This window comes from Streptomyces sp. NPDC044719 (assembly GCF_056433405.1).
The window spans coordinates 1,224,095-1,250,279 of sequence record NZ_JBWKHE010000001.1 but is presented as its reverse complement, the minus strand read 5'-3'; the positions used below and the strand labels follow the sequence as shown (position 1 = coordinate 1,250,279).

Below are 26,185 nucleotides of genomic sequence, written 5' to 3'. Positions count from 1 at the left end.
CCCGCGCTCAGCCCAGGGTCATCGTGCCGGAGAGCGTGAGGTCCGGCCCCTGGCCGTCGCGGGGGCGGGCGCTGAGCTTCCAGGTGTAGCCGCCGGAGGGGGCCCCGGCACCGGTGTCGGTGGTGCCGTCCCAGGCCGGGCGTACGGCGGCTCCGGTGGAGGTGCCGGTCAGGGTGCGGACGACGGTGCCGGAGGCCGTGGTCAGGGTCAGGGTCCAGGTGGACGGCTTGTTCAGCTGCCAGACCGGTGACCAGGGGAACGATCTGCCGATCACGGACGGCGAGTAGACCTGGGCCTCTGTCTGCGCGAGCGGTGAGGTGGGGACGCCGCTGGGGACGATCGACACCTCGCCGTACGTGCCGTTGAGGTAGGCGATATGGCCGCCGAAGCGGTCGACGGCCCAGCGGCCGTTGCTGCCGCCGGTGTTCTGGTCGGTGGCCGGCAACTTCACCAGGGTGCGGGTGGTGGCCGTACCGGTGTGGAAGTCGGTGAGCAGCAGGTCGTGAGTGGTGCGGTTCTCGCGGAGCAGGAAGCCGTCGGCGAGGCGGGCCGGGCCGGTGTCGGCCGGGACCGTGATCTTGCGGTTGGTGGCCCGGTCGTAGACGCCCGCCGAAGTGCCGCAGGACCAGTACAGCCAGGTGTTGACGGCCTGGATGTCGGTGGGGGTGCAGGGGGCGCCGGTGGCGATGGTGGTGGTCGTGCCGGTCTTGAGGTTGCGGCCGGTGACCGCGCCCTGGGCGCTGCCCGGGGTCCACAGGGTCTGCCCCCAGACGGCGGCGGTGGTGCGGGCGCGGGTGAGGGTGGTCGTGCCGCTGGTCGCGGCGCGCGGGAAGTCGGTGATCCGCTGGGTGCCGGAGCCGCCGTTGTAGAGCGCGTAGCGGCCGGTGCTTCCGGCGAGGCGGCCCGAGGAGTCGCCGTCCGTGGGGGCGTTGGCGATGGTGGTGGTGTCGAGGCCGACGTTGAGGACGGATTCCTGGCCCGCGTCGTTGGTCCACAGGGAGGCGACGCGGCCGTCGCCCAGGGCCTCCAGTTGGGGACAGGCGGCGTCGCCGGTGAGGCAGCGGGGCGCCGCCAGGCCCGGGCTGCGGCGGGTCTGGGAGCCGGTGGGCTTGCCGGCGGCGTCCAGCTGGAAGCTGTTGTACCGGTAGGAGCCGCCCGGTGTGGTGCCGTAGAGGAACAACTCGCCGCCGGCGACGGCCAGTCCCTCCACCCGGGTCGCGAAGGCGGGGACCTGAGCCACCCTGGTGGTGGTGAGGCCACCGTTGTCGGTGGGGGTGATGCGGTGGATGTTCCAGTCGAGGCTGGAGGGTCCGGCGGTGGCGAGGGCGCCTCCGTCCAGGGACGGGCCGATGCCGCCGAACGACGAGGCGAGCACGGTGCTGGTGGTGCCGGTGACGAGGGAGCGGGCGGTCAGCGCGGCTTCGGTGCCGCCGACGACGAAGGTGGGGTTGCCGATGAGGAGTTGGTCGCCGACGACGGCTTCGAGCTGGGCGTCGGTCCTGATGAGGGCGGTGGGCTCGGTGCCGGGCCCGGCGTCCACCCGGATCGCCTTCCAGTCGGCGACCAGCCAGCGGTCGTTGAAGGCGATCTGCGGGGTGGCCTCGCCGCTGGTGACGTAGGTGCGGAAGGCGCCGTCCGCCAGGTCGACCAGGCCGACGGAGGTCTTGTCGTCCAGCACGTACACGATCGCGAGGCGGCTGACCGAGCCGCCGGTGCGGTAGTGGACGGGGCGGGCGTCCGTGGGGAGGCCGGTGACCGGGGTGTCGCTGGTGGTGCCGTCGGCGGCGGCGCGCAGCACGTGCAGGGCGCCGGTGCCGTCCATGGTGAGCACGCTCCAGCCGACGGTGGCGCGGACGGCGTGGCCGGAGGGGACCGTGACGGTGGCGGTGACGCCTGTGGAGCGGTGCCTCTGCGTGACGGTTTGGCCGTCGCGGGTGTTCACGACGTCGGTGCCGCTGGCCAGGTCGTCCGGGCCGGCGTGGGCCGGGGGGACCGTGTCGGGGTAGTCCACCGTGGTGACAGACGTGGTGCCCGGCCGGTACTGGAAGCCGGAGGCGCCGGCCCACGGGTAGTCGACGGTCACGCGCTTCTCGGTGACGAGACGCACCGTGCCCACCGGCGCATCGGCGCCGGGCGCCGCCTGCGCGGGTGCGGCCGGCAGCACGGTGCAGGACAGGGTCAGGGCCCCGCCGACGGCCGCGTGGACGAGTCTTCGTGAACGGCTCATGCTCTCTCCCCCGGTACCAGGGCGCACACGCGCACCGTGTGCACAGGGGGCATCCAACGTCTCCGCAGGGGACGGAAGTTGGCCGGAGGGGTGAATTCCGGGTGACGGCTGGGCGGACACCACGAGGGCGGCGTCCGAAGCGGACGCCGCCCTCGTGGTGGGTGGTGCGTTACGCGGCCAGCTTCGCCAGCGCCGCGTCGATGCGGGCCAGGGTCCGCTCCTTGCCCAGGACCTCCAGGGACTCGAAGAGCGGCAGGCCGACCGTGCGGCCGGTGACGGCGACACGGACGGGGGCCTGGGCCTTGCCGAGCTTGAGGCCGTGGGCCTCACCGGCGGCCAGGACGGCCTCCTTCAGCGACTCGGCGGAGGTCCAGTCGGCGGCCTCCAGCTTCTCGCGGGCGGTGCGCAGGAGGGCGTCCGAGCCTTCCTTCATGGCCTTGGTCCAGCTGGCCTCGTCCTCGGCCGGCTCCGGCAGGAACAGGAAGTCGACGTTGTCGGTGATCTCGGAGAGCACCTTGAGGCGGGTCTGCGCGTGCGGCGCGATGGCCTGCCACTTCGCCTCGTCGAAGGCCTCCGGGGCCCAGGGGGCGAACGGGGCCTGGAGCCAGGGGCGGCAGCGCTCGGTGAAGTCCTTCACATCCAGCAGGCGGATGTGGTCGCTGTTGATGGCCTCGCACTTCTTCAGGTCGAAGCGGGCCGGGTTGGGGTTCACGTCGGAGATCTCGAACGCCGCGATCATCTCGTCGATCGAGAAGACGTCCTGGTCGGCCGAGAGGGACCAGCCGAGCAGGGAGAGGTAGTTGAGCAGGCCCTCCGGGAGGAAGCCGCGCTCCCGGTAGAGGTTGAGGGACGACTGCGGGTCGCGCTTGGAGAGCTTCTTGTTGCCCTCGCCCATGACGTAGGGCAGGTGGCCGAAGGAGGGGATCTCCTTGGCGATGCCCAGCTCGGTCAGCGCCTTGTACAGGGCGATCTGGCGCGGGGTGGAGGAGAGCAGGTCCTCGCCGCGCAGGACGTGGGTGATCTCCATCAGGGCGTCGTCGACCGGGTTGACCAGCGTGTAGAGCGGGGCGCCGTTGGCGCGGACGATGCCGTAGTCCGGGACGTTCTCCGGGGTGAAGGTCAGCTCGCCGCGGACCAGGTCCGTGAAGGTGATCGTCTCGTCGGGCATCCGGAAGCGGACGATCGGCTCCCGGCCCTGGGCCTTGTACTCCGCGACCTGGGCGTCGGTCAGCTCGCGGCAGTGGCCGTCGTAGCCGGAGGGCTTGCCGGCGGCGCGGGCGGCCTCGCGGCGGGTGTCCAGCTCGTCCTGGGAGCAGTAGCAGCGGTAGGCGTGGCCGGCGTCGAGCAGCTTGGCCGCGACGTCCTTGTACAGGTCCATGCGCTGCGACTGGCGGTACGGCGCGTGCGGGCCGCCGATCTCGGGGCCCTCGTCCCAGTCGAAGCCCAGCCAGCGCATCGAGTCGAGCAGCTGGGTGTACGACTCCTCGGAGTCGCGGGCCGCGTCGGTGTCCTCGATGCGGAAGACCAGGGTGCCCTGGTGGTGCTTGGCGAACGCCCAGTTGAACAGGGCGGTGCGCACCAGGCCCACGTGGGGGTTACCGGTGGGCGACGGACAGAAACGGACGCGTACGGGAGTGCCGGGTGCGCTAGCCACGCTTGACAACCTTGTTGGTGAGAGTGCCGATGCCTTCGATGGTGACGGCGACCTCGTCGCCGACGTTCAGGGGGCCGACCCCAGCCGGGGTGCCCGTGAGGATCACGTCGCCGGGGAGCAGCGTCATGGCCTCGGAGATGTTGACGATCAGATCCTCGATGGAGTGGATCATCTCGCTCGTACGGCCCAGCTGGCGCTGCTGGCCGTTGACCGTGAGCTGGATGGTGAGGTCGGCCGGGTCCAGGTCCGTCTCCACCCAGGGGCCGAGCGGGCAGGAGGAGTCGAAGCCCTTGGCCCGGGCCCACTGCTTCTCACGCTTCTGGACGTCGCGGGCGGTGATGTCGTTGGCGCAGGTGTACCCGAAGATCACGTCCCGGACGCGCTCGCGCGGGACCTCGCGGCACATCCGGCCGATGACGACGGCCAGCTCGGCCTCGTGGTGCAGCTCCTCCGAGAAGGAGGGGTACTGGATGTCGTCGCCGGGGCCGATCACCGAGGTGGAGGGCTTGAAGAAGGCGAAGGGGGCGTCGGGGACCTCGTTGCCGAGCTCCCTGGCGTGCTCGGCGTAGTTGCGGCCGAAGGCCACGACCTTGTTGGGGAGCACCGGGGGCAGCAGCCTGACCTTGCTCACCGGCACCTTCGTACCGGAGAGTTCGAAGTCCGCGAACGGGATGCCCTTGATGATGTCCAGGACGAGCTCGTCCTGCTTTTCGCCCTCGATGGCGCCGAAGGCGACGTTCCCGTCGATGGAGAATCTGGCGATGCGCACGGGATGCTTGGCCCCTTGACTGAAGCGGCTGGAGTCTGACGCTCCAGGCTAACGCGGGCGGGTGTCCGCGCCGCGCTCATGATGAAGGGCGCCCCCCGCTGTCGGAGGGCGCCCTCGATGTTCGTGTCCCGGCGCCTTGAGCAGTCGGCGGCCGGTGCGCGTACTACCTGGTGTCACACCGCGGCCGCGGCGGCCGCGACGGGGACCTCGGTGAGGATGGTTCGCTTGGGGTTGGCAGTCTGTGCGGGGAGTTCGACGGGGTGCTCCGGCTGCTCCGGCGTCTGCAGTTCGTCGGCGTCGTCCAAGTGCGCCAGCGTCGTGCGTCGCGGGTTTGCGATCTTGTGGAACATCGTCGTCGTCTTCACTGTTTACTTGACCCTGTCCTGTGACGGCGCCGGGCGGGTCCTTGGACCTCGCACCGGGCGCGGGTTGTCGGTTTTGCCATCTCTGTAAAGCGTCAGGCTAAACATGGGATTCCCGGCCCAATCGCGGAGGGGCCATGATCAGCATGTGAGTTTCCTCACGAATCAGAGTCCGAATCGGTCAATCCGGACTCATGCCCCACCCCCACGAAACGGACATTGACCCCCTGAAGCCATCATTCCGCTCCTGATCATGGCGACTGGGACACCCCTCGCGGCCCTGCGACTCGCGGGCTTACGTCCGAAATGGACGAACTCACTTTCTACGACCGGTGATCCGGCCCTCACGTGGTGTCACCTATGTCACGGCCTGGCCTACGGGCCTTGTTGGAGATCCTGTGCTGTGCTGGAATCTCACGGACCGCCGCAGGATCGAGCCGGCGCACAGGGGGCGCACAGACGCGCCGAGTGGCGGCGAGAAGGGGGAGCCAGCGCCGGTCACTCACGACCACCACGGGGCGTACTCAGGGCGTCCCCAGAACGCCGACACCGTGCCCCGCCGCTGACGCGACGGGGTGCCTGGTCCAGAGGTTGCGACGCTAGTGCAGGGACGTTTCAAGAGGGATGGCAGCGCTTCGGCGGAGCCGGAGCCGCACGGCGGGACTGGCGCCATGAAGGGCGGCCCCGCGCCCCAGCACGCCCAGAACCCGGGCTCGGCCGGCGACGGCGGTGAGCACTCAGGGCGGTCCGGTCCATCGGCCCCCTCGGGGGCCTCGAATCCGTCCCCGGCGCTGAAGCCGCCGACGGGCCCCACCGGCCCCGGCCCGCGAATAGCCCTGCGCAACTGGCGCATCTCCACCCGACTGGTCTCGCTGCTCGCCCTCCCGGTGGTCGCGGCCACCTCGCTGGGCGCGCTGCGTATCAACCAGTCCATGGACGACATCCAGCAGCTCGACAACATGAAGCTGCTGACGGACATGACCAAGCAGGCCACCGAGCTGTCGGCCGCGCTCCAGGAGGAGCGCGACCAGTCGGCCGGCCCGCTCGCGCACGGCGGCAAGGCGACCGACTTCACGGTCAAGGGTCTGCGCGAGAAGACCGACCGGGCGATGAAGAACTTCCTCGACAGTTCCGAGGAGATCGACAGCGCCAGCAAGGAAGGCAACCTCAAGGGCGTCCGCGAGTACCTCATCCAGCTCGCCGGCGAGCTGGGCGACCTGGCGCAGATCCGCAAGAGCGCCTACGCCTCCGACGGCAACTCCACGCAGACGATCGAGGCGTACCACCGTCTGATCGAGAACCTGGTCGACCTCTCCCAGGACATGGCCGAGGCGACCAGCAACCCGGACATGATCCAGCGCACCCGGGCACTGGCGGCCTTCTCCTCCGCCAAGGAGTACTCCTCCATCCAGCGCGCGGCCCTCGCGGCGGCGCTGCCCGCGAGCAACACCACGACCGGCAAGCTCTCGCCGAACGACCGGCTCTACGCCGAGTCGTCCCTGGAGAGCCAGAAGTCCGAGATCCGCAGCTTCAAGAGCATCTACGGCGAGGACGCCGCCGCCGAGCTGCTGAAGCCGATCGAGGACGGCGGCAACTCCACGATCAAGGCCACCGACACCTACGCGGGCCGTGCCCTGGTCTCCGCGAGCGGTCTCGCCCAGCAGGACAAGCGGTCCTACCGCGACTGGCTGGACGACAGCTCCACCAAGATCCAGCAGATGAAGAACATCGAGCACACGCTGCTCGAGGAGATGGAACAGAAGGCCCGCGAGCTGCGCAGCGCCACCGAGCGCGACGCGATCATCTCCGGTGCGCTGATCCTGATCGTGCTCGGTGTGTCGCTGGTCGGCGCCTTCGTCGTGGCCCGCTCCATGATCCGCTCGCTGCGCCGCCTGGAGGAGACCGCGACCAAGGTCGCCTCCGACCGGCTGCCCGAGCTGGTCAAGCAGCTCTCCGAGTCCGACCCGCAGGACGTCGACACGTCCGTGGAGTCGGTCGGTGTGCACTCCCGGGACGAGATCGGCCGGGTGGCCGCGGCCTTCGACGACGTGCACCGCGAGGCGGTCCGCCTCGCCGCCGAGCAGGCCCTGCTGCGGGGCAACGTCAACGCGATGTTCACCAACCTCTCGCGCCGCTCCCAGGGCCTCATCCAGCGTCAGCTGTCGCTCATCTCCGAACTGGAGTCCCGCGAGGCCGACCCGGACCAGCTGTCCTCGCTGTTCAAGCTCGACCACCTCGCGACGCGCATGCGCCGTAACGGTGAGAACCTCCTCGTCCTCGCGGGTGAGGAGCCCGGCCGCCGCTGGACCCGCCCGGTCCCGCTGGTCGACGTGCTCCGCGCCGCCGCGTCCGAGGTGGAGCAGTACGAGCGCATCGAACTGGCCGCCGTGCCGACCACCGAAGTGGCCGGCCGGGTCGTCAACGACCTCGTGCACCTGCTCGCCGAGCTGCTGGAGAACGCGACCTCGTTCTCCTCGCCGCAGACCAAGGTCAAGGTCACCGGTCACGCGCTGCCCGACGGCCGTGTGCTGATCGAGATCCACGACACCGGTATCGGTCTGTCGCCGGAGGACCTGGCCGCGATCAACGAGCGGCTCGCCTCTCCCCCGACGGTGGACGTCTCCGTCTCCCGCCGCATGGGTCTGTTCGTGGTCGGTCGTCTGTCGCAGCGGCACGGCATCCGCATCCAGCTGCGCCCGTCCGACTCCGGCGGTACGACCGCGCTGGTCATGCTGCCCGTCGATGTCGCCCAGGGCGGCAGGAAGCCCCAGCCCAAGCAGCCCGGCCAGCCGCCGCTCGGCGGTGGCGGTCCGGCCGCGGCGCAGGCCGCCGCCGGTGCGGCCGCGGCCCGGCGTGGCGCCGGTGCCGGCCAGGGCGGCGGCGCGCTCGGGGCGGGTCCCTCCGGTGGCGGTGCCTTCGGTGCCGCCGCGTCCGGCGCCGGCCGGCTCGGTCCGGGCCAGAGCCCGCGCGCCGCGCTGCCCGGGCGGGACGCGGACAGTGGCCGTCCGGGAGCGCCGGGCGGAGCGCGCGGACACCAGGGTCCCGAGAAGTCCCCGTCGTTGTTCGACCAGGGTGCTCCCTCCGCGCCCCCGCAGGGCCGCCCGGCTCCGGCCGGTGCCGGGTTCGGGCAGCAGGCCCCGGGTGCCCCGCAGGGCCTGCAGGCCGCGGGCACGAACGGGCCGCAGGGCCAGGACGCCTTCGGTGGCGGCCGCGGCTCGCAGCGCCCGGGCGGCAACGCCGAGCAGGGCCAGGGCCGTCGTCCGCAGCTGCCGCCGCGCGACGGTCCGCGGGCCGAGCTGCCCGGTGGCGACCCGCAGCCGCGCGTGCCGAGCTGGAGCGACGAGAACGCCCAGCCGCCGGTGCCGCGCTCCTCGCTGGACACCCCGCGTGGTCACGAGGAGCCGGACGTCTCCCGCACGTCCCAGATGCCGCGGATCGACGACCGGCAGGGCCCGGGCGCGACGGCGGAGATCCCGGCCGTGCCACGTGACGACGACCGGCAGGGCCCCGGCTCGCCCGCCGACTTCGGCAGGGGCGGCCCCCAGCACTCGGACCAGTTCGCCACCGGCACGAGCGGATCGCAGGACCCGGGTCAGTTCGTCCGCCCGGACGTCTTCGGCTCCCCGGCCGGCCGCCACGACCCGTCGTCCACGACGGGCCAGTACCCGGCACCGCAGGCCCCGCAGTCCTACGACAACGGCTCCACGGGCCAGTTCCCGGCACCCCGCCAGGACAACAGCGGCAGCCAGTACCCGGCGCAGCGCCAGGACAACGGCTCCACCGGCCAGTACCCGGCCCCCCGCCAGGACGGCGGCTCCGGCCGGCCCACCCTCCCGGGTCCGGCCACGCCGGCCGACCCCGGTGGCACGGGCCGGTTCGAGCGGCCGCAGGTCAACGGCGGCCGGGGCGGGTCCGACTTCGGCGCGCCTCGGCCGCCTGCCCCGCAGGCCCGGCCCGCCCGGCAGGAGCCCGAGGCCCTGCCGCCGGCGTCCGGTCCGGGCGACGGGCGTACGCCGCTGTACGACACGCTGGAGACCAACTGGTTCCACGGCCAGCACGGCCAGCAGGAGCAGCAGCCGCAGAACAACGGCTCGGCTCCGTCCTCGCAGCAGCCGCAGGGACCCACCGGTCCGCAGCGGTCGTCCGCACCCGCCGGCTGGCGCAGTTCACCCAACGACGATCTCGGCCGCCAGGCCGAGCGCGTCCGCCAGCCCGCCGCGGGTGGTGTCACCACCTCCGGCCTGCCGCGCCGTGTGCCCCGGGCGAACCTCGTCGCGGGCACGGCTCAGCAGCAACCGGCGCAGCAGAGTGGTCCGCAGATCTCCCGGGCGCCCGATGACGTCCGGGGCCGGCTGACCAATCTCCGTCGCGGTATCGCACAGGGTCGTCAGGCCGGGTCCACCCAGACCGGCAGCTTCCCTCGACCCTCTCACCAGCAGGAGCGTTAGTTGAGTCCGATGAGCCAGGCGGCACAGAACCTCAACTGGTTGATCACCAACTTCGTGGACAACACCCCCGGGGTGTCCCACACCGTCGTCGTGTCCGCCGACGGTCTCCTCCTGGCGCTGTCGGAGGGCTTCCCGCGCGACCGCGCGGACCAGCTCGCGGCCGTCGCCTCCGGTCTGACGTCCCTGACGGCAGGCGCCTCCCGGATCTTCGAGGGAGGCGACGTCGCGCAGACGGTCGTGGAGATGGAGCGGGGGTTCCTGTTCCTGATGTCCGTCTCGGACGGCTCGTCGCTGGCCGTCCTGGCACACCCCGAATGCGACATCGGCCTCGTCGGCTACGAGATGGCGCTCCTGGTCGACCGCGCGGGCGCGGTCCTCACCCCCGACCTGCGAGCTGAGCTCCAAGGCAGTCTGCTCCACTGAACGGTTCGGCACCACCCGTCTCACCACATCACCGTCCGGCCGCCACACACCCCACACAGGCCCAGTCAGACGGCTCGACTGACCGACTTGCTGTCCCGCCCGGAGGACCCATGACCCCGCCCCCCGCCTCTCATGATCCGTACGCGGAGCCGTACGAGGACGAGGGCGACCAGCCGCTGGTACGGCCTTACGCCATGACCGGCGGCCGGACGCGGCCGCGTTACCAGCTGGCCATCGAGGCTCTGATCAGCACGACCGCGGACCCCGCGGCGCTCATGGGGCTGCTGCCGGAGCACCAGCGCATCTGCCACCTGTGCCGTGAGGTGAAGTCGGTCGCCGAGGTCTCGGCGCTGCTCAACATGCCGCTGGGTGTGGCCAGGATCCTCGTCGCGGACCTCGCGGAGGCCGGTCTCGTCGCGATCCACCAGCCGGGCGGCGACGACGCCACCGGCGCACCGGACGTGACACTGCTCGAAAGGGTGCTCAGTGGACTTCGCAAGCTCTGACGCGGGTCGTTCCACCACGTCCGCGAAGATCGTGGTGGCGGGCGGCTTCGGCGTGGGCAAGACCACGTTCGTCGGCGCCGTCTCGGAGATCAACCCGCTGCGCACGGAGGCCGTCATGACCTCCGCCAGCGCGGGGATCGACGACCTGACCCACACCGGGGACAAGACCACCACCACGGTGGCCATGGACTTCGGCCGTATCACCCTGGATCAGGACCTGATCCTGTACCTCTTCGGTACGCCGGGCCAGGACCGCTTCTGGTTCATGTGGGACGACCTGGTGCGCGGCGCCATCGGCGCGGTGGTCCTGGTGGACACGCGCCGGCTGGCCGACTGCTTCCCGGCCGTCGACTACTTCGAGAACAGCGGTCTGCCCTTCGTCGTCGCGCTGAACGGCTTCGACGGCCAGCAGCCCTACCAGCCCGAGGAGGTGCGCGAGGCGTTGCAGATCGGGCCGGACACCCCGATCATCACGACGGACGCCCGCCACCGGGCCGATGCGAAGAGTGCCCTGATCACGCTGGTCGAGCACGCCTTGATGGCACGGCTGAGGTAGCACCCAATTCGAGAGCGCCATACGGCAGTTGTCGTAGATACACCGGAGCCGACTGTGTCCTTTGACACGGTCGGCCAAGGTGTTCATAACGTTTCGGCAGAGGAATCGGGTGGTACGGCCACGCGTCGCGCACATCCGGTCTCGCTGCGCGCACAATCGCCCCGCCTTTTGGCGGGGCTCGCTCTTTATGACCGTTTTATCTGGGGCTTACATCACTCGGAATCCCCTCCCCGGACTGTTTGGAAGAGCGCAGGTCGTCGTGCTGGAATGCCTGAACTGCCCAATAGTCAACGACGTACTCGTCAGCCGATGACTTGTTGGGCGCTGAGACACTGCGGCACAACGTTGGTGCCGACCGCCGAGAGGTTGTTGGTCGAGTGAGGCGAAGCAAGAACAGTCCCGAGCCGTCGGCCCGGGGCAACTTCACCCCGCCGCCGCGCACAGCGGCGCCCGCCCCCGTGCCCGGTTCGGAGCCGACGGCCGCGCCTGCCGAGAGCAGCGGCCGTCTCTCCCCGCGCAACTGGCGCGTGGCGACCAGGCTCAACGCGATCCTGCTCATACCCGTGCTGGTCGGCCTCGTCATGGGCGGCTTCCAGGTGAAGAGCTCGATCGACACCTGGCAGGAGGCCGAGGACGCGGAGAACACCGCACGCCTGGTGCGGGCCTCCCTGCTGTACGCCAACGCCCTCTACAACGAGCGCGACACCTCGGCGGCGCCCCTGCTGAAGGGCAGCGCGCAGACCGCCCAGGACAAGGCGACCGTCACCCAGGTCCGCAAGGCCACCGACGAGGCCGCCGACGCCTTCGACACCGCGGCCCAGAGCATGCCGGCCAAGCCGGGCCTCGAGCGCCGTCTGAAGCTGTTCCGCGAGGCGGAGCCGAAGCTGCAGACCCTGCGCCAGGTCGCGTACACCTCCAAGCTCAAGGGTGTGCAGACCGAGGAGGGCTACGTCGAGGTCGCCCACCCGCTGACGGAGTTCGCCAACGAGCTCGGCCTGGGCACCGGAAACATCACCAGCTACGGCCGGACCGTGTACGCCATCGAGCTCACCAAGGCGGCCCTGTCGCTGCAGCGCTCGATCGGCATGCACATCCTGGTCAAGCCGGGCCCGGACGACGGCAACCTGGCCAGCCAGCGCATCGCCCTGTCCTCGTACGCCTACCTCGAGCGCATCGCCATCGAGGAGTACATCGGCGGCGGTACCGAGCAGGACGCGGCCAAGCTCAAGACGGCCGAGGCGAAGCTCAAGGCCGACGGCGCCGCGATGGCCCGGGAGGCCAAGGCCAAGAACCCGGACTACGTCGCCCCGCCGGCCAACCCGACGACGATGGTCTCGGCCGTCGCGACGCTGCCGAGCACCGACCCGAGCGCCCGTGCCGCACTCGGCGAGAAGGGCATCACCGCCGAGAACTGGTGGGCGGTCAACACGCTCAAGTTCAACGCGTACGAGAAGATCGAGGCGGACATGGCCGACAAGGCCGTGAGCGAAGCCTCCGACATCGCCGACGACGCCCAGCGCGACGCCTACATCACCGGTGCCGCCGTCGTGGTCGCCCTGCTCCTGGCCTTCATCCTGGCCGGTGCGGTGGCCCGCCAGATGAGCCGCTCGATGCGCCAGCTGCGCAACGCCGCCTTCGGCATCGCCGAGCAGCGTCTGCCGATGCTGGTCGACCAGCTCTCACGCACCGACCCCGGCCGCGTCGACACCCGGGTCCAGGCCATCCCGATCACCACCACGGACGAGATCGGCGAAGTCGCCCGCGCCTTCGACCAGGTCCACCGTGAGGCCGTCCGGCTCGCCGCCGAGCAGGCCCTGCTGCGGGGCAACATCAACGCGATCTTCACCAACCTGTCGCGCCGCAACCAGTCGCTGATCGAGGGCCAGCTGACCCTAATCACCGACCTGGAGAACAACGAGGCCGACCCGGACCAGCTGGAGAACCTCTTCCGGCTGGACCACCTCGCGACCCGTATGCGCCGTAACGGCGAGAACCTCCTGGTCCTCGCCGGCGAGGAGCCCGGCCGCCGCTGGGACCAGCCGGTGCCGCTGGTCGACGTGCTGCGCGCCGCCTCCTCCGAGGTGGAGCAGTACGAGCGCATCGAGCTGTCCGGTGTCCCGGAGGCCGAGATCCACGGCCGTGCCGTGACCGACCTCGTGCACCTGCTCGCCGAGCTGCTGGAGAACGCGACGACGTTCTCCTCCCCGCAGACCAAGGTTCGCGTGACCGCCACCCGTCTCCCCGACGGCCGGGTCATGATCGAGATCCACGACAAGGGCATCGGCCTCACCGCCGAGGACTTCGCGGACATCAACCACAAGCTGGCCAACCCGCCGACGGTGGACGCCGCGATCTCGCAGCGCATGGGCCTCTTCGTGGTCGGCCGGCTGTCCGACCGGCACGGCATCCGCGTCCAGCTGCGCCCCTCGGGCGAGCAGGCCGGTACGACCTCGCTGGTCATGCTGCCGGACGCGATCACCCACGGTGGTGGCGGCGAGCAGCACGTGGACCGCGACGAGTTCACCGTCTCGCAGATCATCCCGGAGCAGAACTTCGGCGGCGAGAACTTCAACCAGCAGCCCATGCGCACGGCCGCGGAGCTCGGCTTCGACGACAGCCGCTACTCCGAGGTGCCCGACGACATACGTGAGCTGGACCCCGTCGGCCGCTCCCTGATGCGCGAGGAGCGCAGGGCGGCCCTGGAGGCCCAGTCGCACGAGCAGCCCGCCCTGCCCGGGCGGAACCAGCAGGACCCCGACGAGGGGCATGCGTACCCCGAGGACTTCAACGGACCGCAGGGCTACGACACCGGCCAGGCCTACGACACGGGCCAGACCGGCTACCCCCAGCAGCAGCCCTCCGCGTACGACCGTCAGGCGACGTACGAGGACCAGCAGGCGCAGTACGAGGACCAGCGGCACACGGCGTACGAGGAGCCGCAGCGCCCCGCGTACGACGAGCAGTACTTCGCGCCGAACGGCGGCATGCCGCAGAACGACACCTTCTCGCCGAACGGCGGCTACCCGGACCCCTCCTATGCGGAGCCGGCCCAGCAGGAGCCCTCGGCGCCGGGTGCGGGCGTGCCCGACAGCTTCCCCGCCTTCGAGCAGCGTCGTCACCAGGACGACTGGCCGCAGCAGGACGGTTACCAGAACGGCTACCCGAGCCAGTACCCTTCTCAGGCCCAGGAAACGGAATCTGCGCAGGCCGCTGACGCAAGTGAGCAGGACCGCGTAGGCTTCGACCGTCCGGGACCGGCCCAGTCCGCCGCCCACTCGATGACCGACGCGGGACTCCCCAGCCGCGGATCCACTGCGAGCGGTGCGAACGGCACGGGCGGCGCGCGGCACGCCAGCCAGGAGCCTCCGGCTTCCACCCCGGAGAGCACCGGCGGCAGCGACTGGCGCTCGGCGAACGACGAGCGGTGGCAGCAGGCTTCGCAGCTCCGGAAGCCGAGGGCCGGCGGGGTCACCTCCTCCGGTCTGCCGAGGCGGGTACCCAAGGCCAACCTGATCGAGGGTGCCGCCGAGAGCACCCCCCAGGGAGGCCCCCAGGTCTCCCGCGCCCCGGAGGACGTCCGGGGCAGGCTGAGCAACCTGCGCCGCGGCGTGGAACGCGGACGCAACGCAGGCAGTGAAACGAACGGCCAGGGCTTCGGTCCTGACAGCACCTACAACCAGGAGCGTTAGTGTGAGCCCGATGAGCCAGGCGGCACAGAACCTGAACTGGTTGATCACCAACTTCGTGGACAACACCCCGGGGGTGTCCCACACGGTGGTGGTCTCCGCCGACGGACTCCTTCTGGCGATGTCCGAAGGCTTCCCCCGCGATCGTGCCGACCAGCTCGCGGCCGTCGCTTCCGGTCTGACGTCACTGACGGCGGGCGCCTCCCGGATCTTCGAGGGAGGCGCTGTGAACCAGACGGTTGTGGAGATGGAGCGGGGATTCCTCTTCATCATGTCCGTATCCGACGGCTCTTCCCTCGCGGTTCTCGCGCATCCCGAGGCGGACATCGGTCTCATCGGGTACGAGATGGCACTGCTGGTCGACCGAGCCGGTACGGTCCTGACACCGGACCTTCGTGCGGAGCTCCAGGGGAGCCTGCTCAACTAACGGACGGACGGTGCGTTTTGGCGCCCCGTGGCCGTAAAGTTTCGGGACGCGGCTTCACAGCGATGGGTGCCAGGCACAGTCGGAGGAGGAGAAAGTGGCAACACCCCCAGGCGGTTCGTCTTCGGGCAACTGGTCGTACGGTCCTGCCCAGGGCCAGAACGACGGTGCCCAGAACCCGAACCGTTACAACTTCCCCTCCACGCCGAGTCACCGGCAGCCGTACGCGCCGCAGGGCCCCGGCCCGTCGCCGTACGACCAGCCGCCGGCCCCGCGTATCCAGCCTGTGCAGCCGCAGCGCCGCACCCCCGAGCCGGCGCCCGCCGGGGCGTCGAACAACCCGCTGGTGCGTCCGTACGCCATGACCGGCGGCCGGACCCGCCCGCGCTACCAGCTCGCCATCGAGGCGCTGGTGCACACCACTGCGCAGCCGCACCAGATGCAGGGCCAGTTGCCCGAGCATCAGCGGATCTGCAACCTCTGCCGGGAAATCAAGTCGGTCGCCGAGATCTCGGCGCTCCTCACGATCCCTCTCGGCGTGGCCAGGATCCTCGTCGCCGACTTGGCGGAGGCGGGACTGGTCGCCATCCATCAGCCCGGCGGCGACGAGAACGCCGGCGGCCAGCCAGACGTGACACTGCTCGAAAGGGTGCTCAGTGGACTTCGCAAGCTCTAGCGGCGGTCCTTCCCGCTCCACCACCTCAGCGAAGATCGTGGTGGCGGGTGGCTTCGGCGTGGGCAAGACCACGTTCGTCGGGGCCGTCTCGGAGATCAACCCGCTGCGTACCGAGGCCGTCATGACGTCAGCTTCGGCCGGCATCGACGACCTCACCCACACCGGGGACAAGACGACCACCACGGTCGCCATGGACTTCGGCCGTATCACCCTGGACCAGGACCTGATCCTGTACCTCTTCGGTACGCCCGGTCAGGACCGCTTCTGGTTCATGTGGGACGACCTGGTGCGCGGTGCCATCGGCGCGATCGTGCTGGTGGACACGCGGCGTCTGGCCGACTGCTTCCCGGCCGTCGACTACTTCGAGAACTCGGGTCTGCCGTTCGTGATCGCGCTGAACGGGTTCGACGGGCAGCAGCCGTACAACCCGGACGAGGTGCGGGAGGCTCTGCAGATCGGGCCGGACACGCCGATCATCACGACGGACGCACGGCATCGGGCCGATGCGAAGTCTGCGTTGATCACGCTGGTCGAGCATGCGCTTATGGCGCGGCTTCGGTAATTGATTGCTGTGGGACAGCCCCTGGCGGCCTCTGGGTTGCCGGGGGCTGTTGCGTTGCCGGGTGCGGGTTGTGGGGGCTGGTCGCGCAGTTCCCCGCGCCCCTGAGGCATGCGCCCCTGGGCGCCACCCAAAGAGAGGCCCCTCCGTCTGGAGGGGCCTCTCTTTGGGTACTGGGGTCAGCGCCAGCTGTGCGGGGCCCGGAAGCCCGGCTCGCGTTCCAGGCGGCGCCAGCCGGCCTTGACGCGGCCGCGGTGCGCCGGGGTCGGGTCGGTGGGGCGGGCGGCGGCGCGGGCCAGGAGGATCGCCGTGATGGCGGCGACTTCCTCGGGCTCGGCGTGGCCCTTCTCGACGCGGATGTCAGGGGTGTCCATGGGTGTCAGTCTCCGTGAGAGAGATGTCCGCTGGGTTACTGCGGAGGGTTGCCGTGCTTGCGGGAAGGCAGGTCGGCGTGCTTGGTCTGGAGCATCGCGAGGGACTTGATCAGAACCTCGCGGGTCTCGGCGGGGTCGATGACGTCGTCGACCAGGCCGCGCTCCGCCGCGTAGTACGGGTGCATCAGCTCGGACTTGTACTCCTTGACCATGCGCGCGCGCATGGCCTCGGGGTCCTCGGCCTCGGCGATCTGGCGGCGGAAGATGACGTTGGCCGCACCCTCCGCGCCCATGACGGCGATCTCGTTCGTCGGCCAGGCGTAGGTGAGGTCCGCACCGATGGACTGGCTGTCCATGACGATGTACGCACCTCCGTAGGCCTTGCGCAGGATCAGCGAGATCCTGGGCACGGTCGCGTTGCAGTACGCGTAGAGCAGCTTCGCGCCGTGGCGGATGATCCCACCGTGCTCCTGGTCGACGCCGGGCAGGAACCCGGGTACGTCCAGAAGAGTGATGATCGGGATGTTGAAGGCGTCGCACATCTGGACGAAGCGGGCCGCCTTCTCGGAGGCCTCGATGTCCAGGACACCGGCGAGCGCCTGGGGCTGGTTGGCGACGATGCCGACGACCTGGCCGTCCATCCGGCCCAGCGCGCAGATGATGTTCCGCGCCCAGCGCTCGTGGACCTCCAGGTAGTCGCCGTCGTCGACGATCTCCTCGATGACCTTGGCCATGTCGTACGGCCGGTTGCCGTCCGCCGGGACCAGGTCCAGCAGGACGTCCGAGCGGCGGTCCACCGCGTCCGTGGCCTCCGCGCGGGGCGGGTTCTCACGGTTGTTCTGCGGGAGGAGGGAGAGGAGGTAGCGGACCTCGGCGATGCAGGTCTCTTCGTCGTCGTAGGCGAAGTGGCAGACGCCGCTGGTCTCGGCGTGGACGTCGGCGCCGCCCAGGCCGTTCTGGGTGATCTCCTCGCCGGTGACCGCCTTGACGACGTCCGGGCCGGTGATGAACATCTGCGAGGTCTCGCGGACCATGAACACGAAGTCCGTCAGGGCGGGGCTGTACGCCGCGCCGCCCGCGCACGGGCCGAGCATCACCGAGATCTGCGGGATCACACCCGACGCCTTGGTGTTGCGCTGGAAGATGCCGCCGTAGCCGGCGAGGGCGGAGACGCCCTCCTGGATACGGGCGCCGGCGCCGTCGTTCAGCGAGACCAGCGGAGCCCCTGCCGCGATGGCCATGTCCATGATCTTGTGGATCTTGGTGGCGTGGGCCTCGCCCAGCGCGCCGCCGAAGACCCGGAAGTCGTGGGCGTAGACGAAGACCGTCCGGCCCTCCACCGTCCCCCAGCCGGTGATCACTCCGTCGGTGTACGGCTTCTTGGCCTCCAGGCCGAAGCCCGTGGCCCGGTGCCGGCGCAGCTGCTCGACCTCGCGGAAGGAATCCGGGTCGAGGAGCAGCTCGATGCGCTCCCGGGCGGTCAGCTTTCCCTTGGCGTGCTGCGCCTTGGTCGCCTTCTCGCTCGGTCCGGCCACCGCCTGCGCACGGATCTCGTGCAGTTCGGCCACGCGTCCGCGCGCGTCGGTCGGCTCACCCGGCGCCTCATCCAAAACGGTCATGTAGCGACCTTACGAAGCCAACCCAGGAAAGCGGGCCGTCGACTCCTCACAGTCTCCGGCGTGTTTTCCTGGTACCCCTGAACAGAACCATGCCGGAGTGCAGCCAATCCGACTGCTCAGAGGGTGTACGGCTTGTAGGGGTCACACAAAGACCTCAATCGAGAGTCACCTCACATCGGTGCATCGCGCATACCTCCCCGGGCGTGACGCGCAGTCTCAGTCGAGGGCCGGTCGAGAGCACCTCGACGCTCTCGTCCGCGCGGACGACCCGGCGGACCGGGCGGTCCCAGGTGATCTCCAGCGGCTTGCCCGTACGGGGCGGCTCGCTCGCACAGAGGGTAGCGGTACGGCCCCGGCGGACGGTCAGCACGCTCGCGCCGGCGGAAGCGGTGAGCGGGCCCGCCGTGCCGGCCCGCCAGAAGTTCGCGGCCGTGCAGCCGAGGGAGGGCACGGTGACCGCCTGGCAGGTCGCGTCGTTGGCGAGGACCGAGAGCCAGTGGCGGTCGGCGGCGCGGCGTGCGACGGCGCGGCGGGACGCCCCGGGCATGAGGACGTAGGCGTATGTGGCGTCCTCGGGGTCGGTGCCGTGGTCGAGCCAGAGGGTCTGCCAGCGGCGGGTGCGCCGTTCCGGGGTGCTGCCGGTGTTGATGTCGGACCAGGCGCCGGTGCGGTCCTCGCGCAGCGCCTTGAGCTGGCCGTCGAGCAGGACCCAGCCGCCGTGGTCCTCCAGGTGGGCCCAGTTCCGGTCCTTGTTCCGGTCCTTGTTCCGGCCCTGGACGAAGGTCTGGGTGCCGGACTCGCCGAGGTTGCGGTTGTCGACGATCGTCTCGACCGGGACGCCGTCGGAGCAGGTGATCCCGGCGCCCAGGCAGATCACCGCGTCCGCGACGCAGAACCAGGACTTGCGGGCCTGGAGGGTGGAGCCGAGGCCCTTGAGGTGCTGGCCGAGCGCCGCGTACGTGCCGTCGGTGGTGCCGCCGACCCAGCGCGCGTCCGGGCGGGCGGTGCCCCACTCGCCGCCTTCGCGGTCGGCCAGGCGTTTGGTGGAGACGGTGGTGCCGGGCAGGCGGTACCAGTCCACCGTCGGCCAGAACCAGTCCGTGTACTGGTCGCTCGTACCGGACCACCAGCTGACCATCCCCGCGCCGGTGTGCCAGCCGCGCGGGTTCTCGCCGTTGCCGCACTCGTAGTGGGCGACCCGGTCGCTGGCCATGGCGATGTTCACGGTGAAGCCGGGGCGACGGTGGACGGCACGGTCCATGGCGGCGAAGAGGTGGTGTCCGGTGGGTTCGGGGGCGGGCGGGGCGGGCGAGGCGGCGATGGCGTGCAGCCGGGCCAGGTCGGCCACGCCGAACTGGGGTGCCGTCAGGATCGGGGTCACCGTGTCCCGTTCGATCCAGCCCTTGACGCGGGCGTGCCAGCGGTCGCGTTGGGCGGGGCTCGCGGCGGCCGCGAGGAGGGCGATGGCCGCGATGAGCTGCTGTCCGTGGAAGTGGTCGCTCCGCATGACCTTGCGGTCGTCGGTGGTGAGGTAACCACGGCTGATGGCCCGGCCGTTGACACTGTCCATGACCAGTCCGTCGTGGATGAGCGGGGCGTAGGCGTGCTCGACGCTGTCGAGGATGATCTGCCGCTGGGGGTCGGTGACCGCCCAGTCGGATCCGGCGAGCAGGGCGAAGAGCCGGCCGAGGCCGTCGAGCATGACCTGGCCGTAGGTGCCCGAGTAGGCGACCCAGGTGTGCTGGACGAAGGAGCCGTCGGCGTAGAGGCCGTCGCCCCGGGTGACGTACGGGAAGACCGGGGAGAGCGCGTCACGGGCGAGGGCGATCTTGGCCGGGTCGCGGCCGAGGATGCCGCGCAGGGCGACGGAGCGGCACAGGTCGACGCGGTTGGCGCCGGTGGAGGTGCCGGTGTAGTCGCCGAGGGCCGACTCGGGGATGAAGTGGTCGACGGCTGCGCAGGCGGCCCGGACGCGGGGGTCGCCCAGCTCCTCGTGCAGGGCGGCTGTGATGTCGGTGAGCAGGCGGGGGCTGCCGATCTGCCATTCCCACCAGTTGCCGTAGCGGGTGGTGGAGGGGTTGTAGACGGTCTCGGAGAGGTGGTCGAGGCCGCGCAGGACGTCGGCGAGGAGATCCGGGTCCGCGGTCGAGCCGGTGCCCTGCTGGACGTAGGCCTGGGTCATGGTCCACAGGCGGCCGTAGCTGAGGGTGATGCCGGCCGGCGGGTCGAAGGGGTGCCCGGGCCAGAGGGAGTTGGCCGCCGGGGCCATGCCGGCGCGCAGGCGGCGCGCGAGTTCACCGGTCTCGGCGAGCCGGGAGGCGTACGGCTCCGCGGCCGGGTCGTAGCCGTCGCCGAGGGCGATACCGAGCCAGCGCCGGCGGAGGGTTTCGTACGCATCCTCGGCTTCGGGAGCATCCGTGCCGTGGGGGGCCGGCCCCGCGCCCCCGGTCGCCGCCAGCGCCGCGGCCGCGAGCAGCAGGGCCCGGCGGCTGGGGCGCGACAGGGTGGCGGCGGCCTTGGCCGTACGGCGGGGGAAGACGCGACGCTGGGGGGTCATGCCCATGCCCTACCACGGGGAGGCGGCCACCTGAACGGAGGATTCGGCCGGAGTGACCGGGATGGGGGAACGGGAGGACGCGGGGCGCCGGACGGGTGGTTCGGGGGTTGGGGTGTGGGGGGGGTTGGGCGGTGAGGAGGGGGCGGTACGGGGCCGGCCTCCCGGCGTGCGCCGGTGAGGGCAGTGGGTGACGCACCGGCACCGGTCAGCCGAAGCGATTCAGCAGGCGGCGGCGCAACCCCGGAGACAGGGCCCGGATGCGGGCCGGGAGGGTTCGCCAGGCAGGGGCGTGCGCCTCGTCGCGGTCCTGGCGTACGGACTCGAAGATCTCGCGGGCGACGCAGCCGGGCGAGACGGTACGTGGGGTGGTGCGGTCGCGGGGGCCGCCCCGGCGGGTGGAGCCGGCGCGGCCGGGCACGACGAGGGTCACGCCCACGCCCGTGCCGCGCAGTTCCTGGCGCAGTGCCTCGGCGAAGGCGGCGAGGCCCGCCTTGGCGGCGGAGTGCACCGCTTCCTCCCGTACGCCCGCGCGGCCCGCGACCGAGCCGAGCAGCACCACCCGGCCCCGGCCGGCCGCGATCATGGACGGCAGCACTTCGCGCACGAGATGGAGCGTGGCGTTGAGGTCGAGGGCCAGCACCCGGTCGATGTCGGTGTGCGGCATGGCGGCGAACGGGCCCGTCCAGCCGATGCCCGCCCCGGCGACCAGGACGTCGATCCGGCCGGTCGCGTGCAGCGCGGACTGGGCCAGCAGTCGCGGGCCGTCCGGGGCGGCGAGGTCGGCGGGCAGCACGAGGGCCGAGGTGCCGGACGCCGTCCGCTCCAGGCAACGCCGGTCGCGTCCGTTGAGGAGCAGTTGCCAACCGTCCGTGGCGAAGCGTCGTGCCGTCGCCGCCCCGATGCCCGAGGAGGCGCCGGTGACGAGGGCCACGCGCCGGTCCAGACGCCGCGCCGGTCCGTGTTCGCGCACGCTCGACGAGGCCGAGGGGCCGCGTGGGGCGGGGCCCGGTGGGTCGTAGGCCGAGCCGGAGCCGGTGAGTGTCATCGGTCGGTCTCCCTGCGCTGTACGTCCGCCGTGGTCTCGTCTGTCGCCATGCGGGGCCCTGCGGGTCCCTTCACACGGAACCTCCTCTTCCAGGACACCGCCATCCCGGTGCACCGCGCCAGCGCTGGAGCCCTCTCAGGGGCCTGCCTCACCCGGTCCGACGTGCCCGTTTCCGTAGGCGGTCCATGGGCCGGGCCCGTCCGCGACGGCCGTGGCAGGACCACTCCTGCGGGCCGCGTGGTGCCGCCAGGCGGCGGTATCGCGACATGCCGCCCAATGATGTTGAATATTGAACCGGAATAGGTCTACGGTGGTGCGCGTTGATGTAGTTCAAGATTCAACATCAAGAGTCGTCACCACATCACTCGCAGGAAGGCGCACCCATGAGCATCTTCAGCAGCAAGGACACCGAGACCGCCACCGCCACGTCCGGCGTGGTGCGGCCGGAACTGGCCGCCCTGACCGGCGACTACACGATCGACCCCGCGCACTCGACGATCGGCTTCGTCGCCCGTCACGCGATGGTCACCAACGTCAAGGGCAGCTTCCAGGACTTCACCGGCACCCTCCACCTCGACGGCACCGACCCCTCGCGGTCCTCGGCCTCCCTCGATGTCGTGATGGACAGCATCGAGACGGGCAACGCCGACCGGGACGGCCACCTCAAGAGCGCGGACTTCTTCAAGGCGGACGAGTTCCCGACCATGACGTTCCGCTCCACCAAGGCGGAGTCCCTCGGTGGCGACGACTACCGCGTCACCGGCGACCTGACGATCCTCGGCACGACCCGCCCCCTCGCCATCGACCTGGAGTTCAACGGCGCCGCGAAGGACCCCTTCGGCAACGAGCGCGTCGGCTTCGAGGGCAAGGCGGAAATCCTGCGCTCCGAGTGGGGCCTGACCTGGAACGCCGCCCTGGAGACCGGCGGTGTCCTCGTCTCCGACAAGATCAAGCTGAACTTCGACATCTCGGCCATCAGGAACGCCTGAGCCTCCGGCCACGCCGTACGGGACGACTCCGTGCGGCGTGGCCGAATCGGGCCTCTTGTGCGAGGACTCGCGGCGTTCTCATAATCCAGCAGCAGAATTTTGACCGGTCCATGCCAGCACATGGACGTTTTTTTGGCCCTGCTGCTGACATGTGCTCGTCAAACGGATGCTTCGGTTGCACATCTCCCCAGGTCAACCCCCCACGGAAGGCATCACGTTGAAGAGACTCCTCACGGCCCTCAAGAGATGCGCGGTCGTCGGCGCCGCCGCGCTCGCGATCGCCAGCCTTCAGCCCGTCACCGCGGCGCAGGCCGCGCCGTCGCCCGTCGTCGGCGGAACGCGGGCCGCGCAGGGCGAGTTCCCGTTCATGGTCAGGCTGTCCATGGGCTGCGGCGGCGCGCTCTACACCCAGCAGATCGTGCTCACGGCCGCGCACTGCGTGGGCAGTTCCGGCAACAACACGAGCATCACCGCCACCGCGGGGGTAGTCGACCTGCAGTCCACCAGCGGCCGGGTCCAGGTCCGCTCCACCAAGGTGCTCCGCGCGCCCGGCTACAACGGCACCGGCAAGGACTGGGCACTCATCAAGCTCGCCCAGCCGATCAATCTGCCGACCCTGAAGATCGCCACGACCTCGCAGTACAACACCGGTGACTTCACCGTCGCCGGCTGGGGCGCGAACCGTGAGGGCGGCTCCCAGCAGCGCTACCTCCTGAAGGCGACCGTGCCCTTCGTCAGCGACGCCGCGTGCAAGGCCTACGGCGGTCTGTACAGCGGCCTCGTCGCGAACGAGGAGATCTGCGCCGGCTTCGACGCGGGCGGCGTCGACACCTGCCAGGGCGACTCGGGCGGCCCGATGTTCCGCAAGGACAACGCCGGCGCCTGGATCCAGGTCGGCATCGTCAGCTGGGGCGAGGGCTGCGCCCGGCCCGAGGCCCCCGGCGTCTACACGGAGGTCTCCGCGTTCGCCTCCGCCATAGCCTCGGCGGCGTCCACTCTCTGACGCGCCCTCGGCAACAGAACCTCGCGGGTCCGGTGCCGTTGGGCACCGGACCCGTGGTCGTGCGGTGGGGTGACCTCCGTCGCTCACCGGTTCCGTCCGCCGGTCTCCAGCTTCGCCACCGCCGCGGCCACCTGTGCCGCCCTGGTCCGCGATGTCCGGGCGCGGAGGACGCCGAGCATGGTGAGGTAGCGGTCCGTCCGTCCGAGTTTCCCGAAGGCCGCCGCGGCACGGGGGCTCAGGGCCAGGGCTGACGCGAGGTCTTCCGGGATCTCGGCCTCCTGCTGGGACGCGTAGGCGGCGTCCCATCGCCCGTCCGCCTGCGCGGCGGCCACCTCGTCGCGTCCACCGGGGCGCATCCGGCCGGCGGCGGCCAGTTCCTCCACCCGCCGGACGTTGACCATGGACCAGAGGCTGCCGGGGCGTCGCGGGGTGATCCTCTGGAGGTAGTACGACTCGTCGAGGCGCTTGCGCTGACCGGTGATCCAGCCGTGGCAGAGCGCCACGTCGTTGACGTCGGCGGCGCTGACGGAGGGGATGCCCGAGCCCTTCTTGGCGACCTTGACCCAGAGGCCGGGACACGGGGCGGGGTGAGCGGTCAGCCAGGAGTCCAGGTCGGCCACGGTGGCGAAGGTGAGCGGGTCCGTGCCGTCGGAGGAGGTGGTCATGTGACCACCGTAGGGACCATTTAGGACAGGATCCGTCCGCTACGCGAGCAGCGCGCGTGCCTGTTCGCGGGCGTCGGCGATGGCGTCCGGGAAGATGTTCAGGCCGTGGGCGACGAGCGCGCCCTCGTGCAGCAGCATCAACGCCCGGGCCAGCCCGGCCGGTTCGTCCGGTGCGATGTCCGCGGCGAGGCGGCTGAACAGGGCGAGCATCCACTGCTTCTGGCCGGTGATGATCGGGTGGGCCGGGTGGCCCGGGTCGCTGATCTCCGCATGAGCGTTGACCATGCTGCACCCCTTGGGGCTGCTGTCCCGCGCCCATGCGCGCGAGGCGTCGAAGATCACCAGGACGCGCTCCCGTGGGTCGGGCCCGGCCGCGTCCAGGCGCTCACCGAGGAAGGCCCGCCAGCGCTCGTCGCGGTCTGCGAGGTACTCCACGACGATCTGCTCCTTGGAGCCGAACCGGTCGTAGAGGGTCTTCTTCGTCACCCCGGCCTCCGCCGCGATGAGGTCGACCCCCACGGCATGGATGCCTCGCTCGTAGAACAGCCGCGCGGCGGCCTGGAGGGCGCGGCGGGCGGCGGGCGTCAGCGTGATCCGGCGGGGGGATTCGGAAGCGGTGGTACCCATGACGTCGAGTATACCGATCTGTATAGTCGAGAGAGAACGGGTAAACCGATCTGTCTAGTGGTGGTCATGCCGTGAACATCCTGCTCTCCCTCGCCTTCGTCCTGTGCTGGAGCTCCGGGTTCATCGGAGCGAAGCTCGGTGCGGGCAGCGCGTCCGCGCTCACGGTCCTGATGTGGCGGTTCCTGCCGCTGGCCGTCGTCCTCCTGGCCGTCGCCGTCCTCACGCGGTCGGCCTGGCGGGGGCTCACCGCCCGGGACGTGACCCGGCAGGCCGTGGTCGGCGTGCTGTCGCAGAGCGGCTATCTGCTGAGCGTCTACTACGCCATCCAGCTGGGCGTCTCCAGCGGCACCACGGCCCTGATCGACGGCATCCAGCCCCTCGTCGCCGGAGCCCTCGCGGGACCGCTGCTCGGGAGCCACGTCTCGGGCCGGCAGTGGATCGGCCTGGGCCTCGGGCTGAGCGGGGTCGCCGTGGTCACCCTGGCCGACGCCGCCGCCGGGACCGGCGTGGCCTGGTGGGCGTACGCCGTTCCGCTGCTCGGCATGCTGTCCCTGGTCGCGGCGACGTTCCTGGAGAGCCGCTCCCGCGCACGGGTGGCCCCCTCAGTGTCGCTGACCGTCCACTGCGCCACCAGCGCCGTCCTCTTCACCGTGCTGGCGCTGGGCGCCGGAGCCGCCGCGCCGCCGGCCGCGGGCGCGTTCTGGGTGGCGGTCGCCTGGCTCGTGGGCCTGTCCACGTTCGGCGGATACGGGCTGTACTGGCTCATCCTGAAGCGCTCCGGCGTCACCGAGGTCAACACCCTGATGTTCCTCATGGCCCCGGTCACGGCCGTCTGGGGCGCGCTGATGTTCGGTGAGCCGTTCGGCGTCCAGACCGCGCTCGGGCTGGCCGTCTGCCTCGCGGCCGTCGTCATCGTCCACCGCGGCGGGAGCCGGGGCAACGGAGCCTTGACCGCCGCCCGGGGAGAGCGGGAGAAAAACCGGTGGACCCGGTCCTCCGAAGCCGCCTAACGTGCC

At 70.9% G+C, this 26,185-nt stretch carries 21 protein-coding genes; 11 read left to right on the top strand and 10 right to left on the bottom strand.

What is annotated here, in order from left to right; genetic code table 11:
• Window positions 1-7: 7 nt before the first annotated feature.
• The 4 genes from AC07DF_RS05790 to AC07DF_RS05775 form a co-directional block, all read right to left on the bottom strand.
• Entirely contained in the window at window positions 8-2,227 is a 2,220-nt protein-coding gene (locus AC07DF_RS05790) for a FlgD immunoglobulin-like domain containing protein (protein WP_478967230.1), read from the bottom strand.
• A 169-nt stretch (window positions 2,228-2,396) separates the two neighbouring features.
• On the bottom strand, window positions 2,397-3,881 hold the full coding sequence (gene gltX / locus AC07DF_RS05785; protein ID WP_478967228.1) for a glutamate--tRNA ligase: 1,485 nt from the start codon (window positions 3,879-3,881) through the stop codon (window positions 2,397-2,399).
• Window positions 3,874-4,650 (bottom strand): fumarylacetoacetate hydrolase family protein, encoded by a 777-nt coding sequence (locus AC07DF_RS05780; RefSeq protein WP_471549888.1) that lies wholly within the window; start codon window positions 4,648-4,650, stop codon window positions 3,874-3,876. Before AC07DF_RS05780 ends, gltX begins: the two co-directional genes overlap by 8 nt.
• Before the next feature lie 173 nt (window positions 4,651-4,823).
• On the bottom strand, window positions 4,824-5,015 hold the full coding sequence (locus tag AC07DF_RS05775; RefSeq protein ID WP_478967619.1) for a hypothetical protein: 192 nt from the start codon (window positions 5,013-5,015) through the stop codon (window positions 4,824-4,826).
• Between the two features lie 599 nt (window positions 5,016-5,614).
• Between AC07DF_RS05775 and AC07DF_RS05770 the strand changes: the two genes are divergently transcribed.
• The 8 genes from AC07DF_RS05770 to AC07DF_RS05735 all read left to right on the top strand — a co-directional run bounded on the left by AC07DF_RS05770 (window position 5,615) and on the right by AC07DF_RS05735 (window position 16,293).
• Window positions 5,615-9,460: a sensor histidine kinase gene (locus tag AC07DF_RS05770; RefSeq protein WP_478967226.1), complete on the top strand. Its 3,846-nt coding sequence runs from the start codon at window positions 5,615-5,617 to the stop codon at window positions 9,458-9,460.
• 9 nt (window positions 9,461-9,469) lie between these two features.
• Window positions 9,470-9,883, top strand: a complete 414-nt coding sequence (locus tag AC07DF_RS05765) for a roadblock/LC7 domain-containing protein (protein WP_030231800.1) — start codon at window positions 9,470-9,472, stop codon at window positions 9,881-9,883.
• A 110-nt stretch (window positions 9,884-9,993) separates the two neighbouring features.
• Window positions 9,994-10,389 (top strand): DUF742 domain-containing protein, encoded by a 396-nt coding sequence (locus tag AC07DF_RS05760; protein ID WP_053668780.1) that lies wholly within the window; start codon window positions 9,994-9,996, stop codon window positions 10,387-10,389.
• The gene (locus tag AC07DF_RS05755; RefSeq protein ID WP_104781463.1) at window positions 10,370-10,945 is read left to right on the top strand and encodes a GTP-binding protein; all 576 of its coding nucleotides are present in this window, start codon (window positions 10,370-10,372) and stop codon (window positions 10,943-10,945) included. Before AC07DF_RS05760 ends, AC07DF_RS05755 begins: the two co-directional genes overlap by 20 nt.
• Before the next feature lie 377 nt (window positions 10,946-11,322).
• On the top strand, window positions 11,323-14,634 hold the full coding sequence (locus tag AC07DF_RS05750; protein ID WP_478967223.1) for a nitrate- and nitrite sensing domain-containing protein: 3,312 nt from the start codon (window positions 11,323-11,325) through the stop codon (window positions 14,632-14,634).
• A gap of 10 nt (window positions 14,635-14,644) precedes the next feature.
• Entirely contained in the window at window positions 14,645-15,058 is a 414-nt protein-coding gene (locus AC07DF_RS05745) for a roadblock/LC7 domain-containing protein (RefSeq protein WP_003993185.1), read from the top strand.
• Between the two features lie 94 nt (window positions 15,059-15,152).
• Window positions 15,153-15,731: a DUF742 domain-containing protein gene (locus AC07DF_RS05740; RefSeq protein WP_184598587.1), complete on the top strand. Its 579-nt coding sequence runs from the start codon at window positions 15,153-15,155 to the stop codon at window positions 15,729-15,731.
• Complete coding sequence (locus AC07DF_RS05735; RefSeq protein ID WP_009314218.1) at window positions 15,712-16,293, top strand: GTP-binding protein; 582 nt, start codon at window positions 15,712-15,714, stop codon at window positions 16,291-16,293. The genes AC07DF_RS05740 and AC07DF_RS05735 overlap by 20 nt, the downstream gene beginning before the upstream one ends.
• A gap of 176 nt (window positions 16,294-16,469) precedes the next feature.
• On the opposite strand, the gene AC07DF_RS05730 is transcribed toward AC07DF_RS05735, so the two are convergent.
• From AC07DF_RS05730 to AC07DF_RS05715, 4 genes are all read right to left on the bottom strand, one after another.
• Window positions 16,470-16,664 carry an acyl-CoA carboxylase subunit epsilon gene (locus AC07DF_RS05730; RefSeq protein ID WP_184988591.1) on the bottom strand — a complete coding sequence of 65 codons (195 nt, stop codon included), beginning with the start codon at window positions 16,662-16,664 and terminating at the stop codon, window positions 16,470-16,472.
• Window positions 16,665-16,699: 35 nt separating this feature from the next.
• Window positions 16,700-18,283, bottom strand: a complete 1,584-nt coding sequence (locus AC07DF_RS05725; protein WP_382496998.1) for an acyl-CoA carboxylase subunit beta — start codon at window positions 18,281-18,283, stop codon at window positions 16,700-16,702.
• A gap of 154 nt (window positions 18,284-18,437) precedes the next feature.
• Complete coding sequence (locus AC07DF_RS05720) at window positions 18,438-20,840, bottom strand: polysaccharide lyase 8 family protein (RefSeq protein ID WP_478967220.1); 2,403 nt, start codon at window positions 20,838-20,840, stop codon at window positions 18,438-18,440.
• Window positions 20,841-21,045: 205 nt separating this feature from the next.
• Window positions 21,046-21,885: an SDR family NAD(P)-dependent oxidoreductase gene (locus tag AC07DF_RS05715; RefSeq protein WP_478967218.1), complete on the bottom strand. Its 840-nt coding sequence runs from the start codon at window positions 21,883-21,885 to the stop codon at window positions 21,046-21,048.
• A gap of 383 nt (window positions 21,886-22,268) precedes the next feature.
• Here AC07DF_RS05715 and AC07DF_RS05710 point away from each other — a divergent pair, with 383 nt between their 5' ends.
• The gene (locus tag AC07DF_RS05710) at window positions 22,269-22,874 is read left to right on the top strand and encodes a YceI family protein (RefSeq protein WP_478967216.1); all 606 of its coding nucleotides are present in this window, start codon (window positions 22,269-22,271) and stop codon (window positions 22,872-22,874) included.
• A gap of 217 nt (window positions 22,875-23,091) precedes the next feature.
• A complete protein-coding gene (locus AC07DF_RS05705; RefSeq protein WP_478967214.1) occupies window positions 23,092-23,877 on the top strand; it encodes a S1 family peptidase in 786 nt (261 codons plus the stop codon).
• An 83-nt stretch (window positions 23,878-23,960) separates the two neighbouring features.
• On the opposite strand, the gene AC07DF_RS05700 is transcribed toward AC07DF_RS05705, so the two are convergent.
• Together AC07DF_RS05700 and AC07DF_RS05695 are read right to left on the bottom strand one after the other, a co-directional pair.
• Window positions 23,961-24,542, bottom strand: coding sequence for a YdeI/OmpD-associated family protein (locus tag AC07DF_RS05700; RefSeq protein ID WP_478967212.1), 582 nt, complete (start codon window positions 24,540-24,542; stop codon window positions 23,961-23,963).
• Window positions 24,543-24,581: 39 nt separating this feature from the next.
• Complete coding sequence (locus AC07DF_RS05695; RefSeq protein WP_478967210.1) at window positions 24,582-25,169, bottom strand: TetR/AcrR family transcriptional regulator; 588 nt, start codon at window positions 25,167-25,169, stop codon at window positions 24,582-24,584.
• A gap of 71 nt (window positions 25,170-25,240) precedes the next feature.
• On the opposite strand from AC07DF_RS05695, the gene AC07DF_RS05690 reads away from it, so the two are divergent.
• A complete protein-coding gene (locus tag AC07DF_RS05690) occupies window positions 25,241-26,179 on the top strand; it encodes a DMT family transporter (protein ID WP_478967208.1) in 939 nt (312 codons plus the stop codon).
• Window positions 26,180-26,185 lie beyond the last annotated feature (6 nt).

Bases quoted from the DNA above. Each gene is read 5' to 3' on its own strand.
- AC07DF_RS05760 (WP_053668780.1), top strand. From the start codon at position 9,994: ATGACCCCGCCCCCCGCCTCTCATGATCCGTACGCGGAGCCGTACGAG.
- AC07DF_RS05790 (WP_478967230.1), bottom strand. From the start codon at position 2,227: ATGAGCCGTTCACGAAGACTCGTCCACGCGGCCGTCGGCGGGGCCCTG.
- AC07DF_RS05710 (WP_478967216.1), top strand. From the start codon at position 22,269: ATGAGCATCTTCAGCAGCAAGGACACCGAGACCGCCACCGCCACGTCC.
- AC07DF_RS05725 (WP_382496998.1), bottom strand. From the start codon at position 18,283: ATGACCGTTTTGGATGAGGCGCCGGGTGAGCCGACCGACGCGCGCGGA.
- AC07DF_RS05720 (WP_478967220.1), bottom strand. From the start codon at position 20,840: ATGACCCCCCAGCGTCGCGTCTTCCCCCGCCGTACGGCCAAGGCCGCC.
- AC07DF_RS05715 (WP_478967218.1), bottom strand. From the start codon at position 21,885: ATGACACTCACCGGCTCCGGCTCGGCCTACGACCCACCGGGCCCCGCC.
- AC07DF_RS05745 (WP_003993185.1), top strand. From the start codon at position 14,645: ATGAGCCAGGCGGCACAGAACCTGAACTGGTTGATCACCAACTTCGTG.
- AC07DF_RS05700 (WP_478967212.1), bottom strand. From the start codon at position 24,542: ATGACCACCTCCTCCGACGGCACGGACCCGCTCACCTTCGCCACCGTG.
- AC07DF_RS05695 (WP_478967210.1), bottom strand. From the start codon at position 25,169: ATGGGTACCACCGCTTCCGAATCCCCCCGCCGGATCACGCTGACGCCC.
- AC07DF_RS05765 (WP_030231800.1), top strand. From the start codon at position 9,470: ATGAGCCAGGCGGCACAGAACCTCAACTGGTTGATCACCAACTTCGTG.
- AC07DF_RS05730 (WP_184988591.1), bottom strand. From the start codon at position 16,664: ATGGACACCCCTGACATCCGCGTCGAGAAGGGCCACGCCGAGCCCGAG.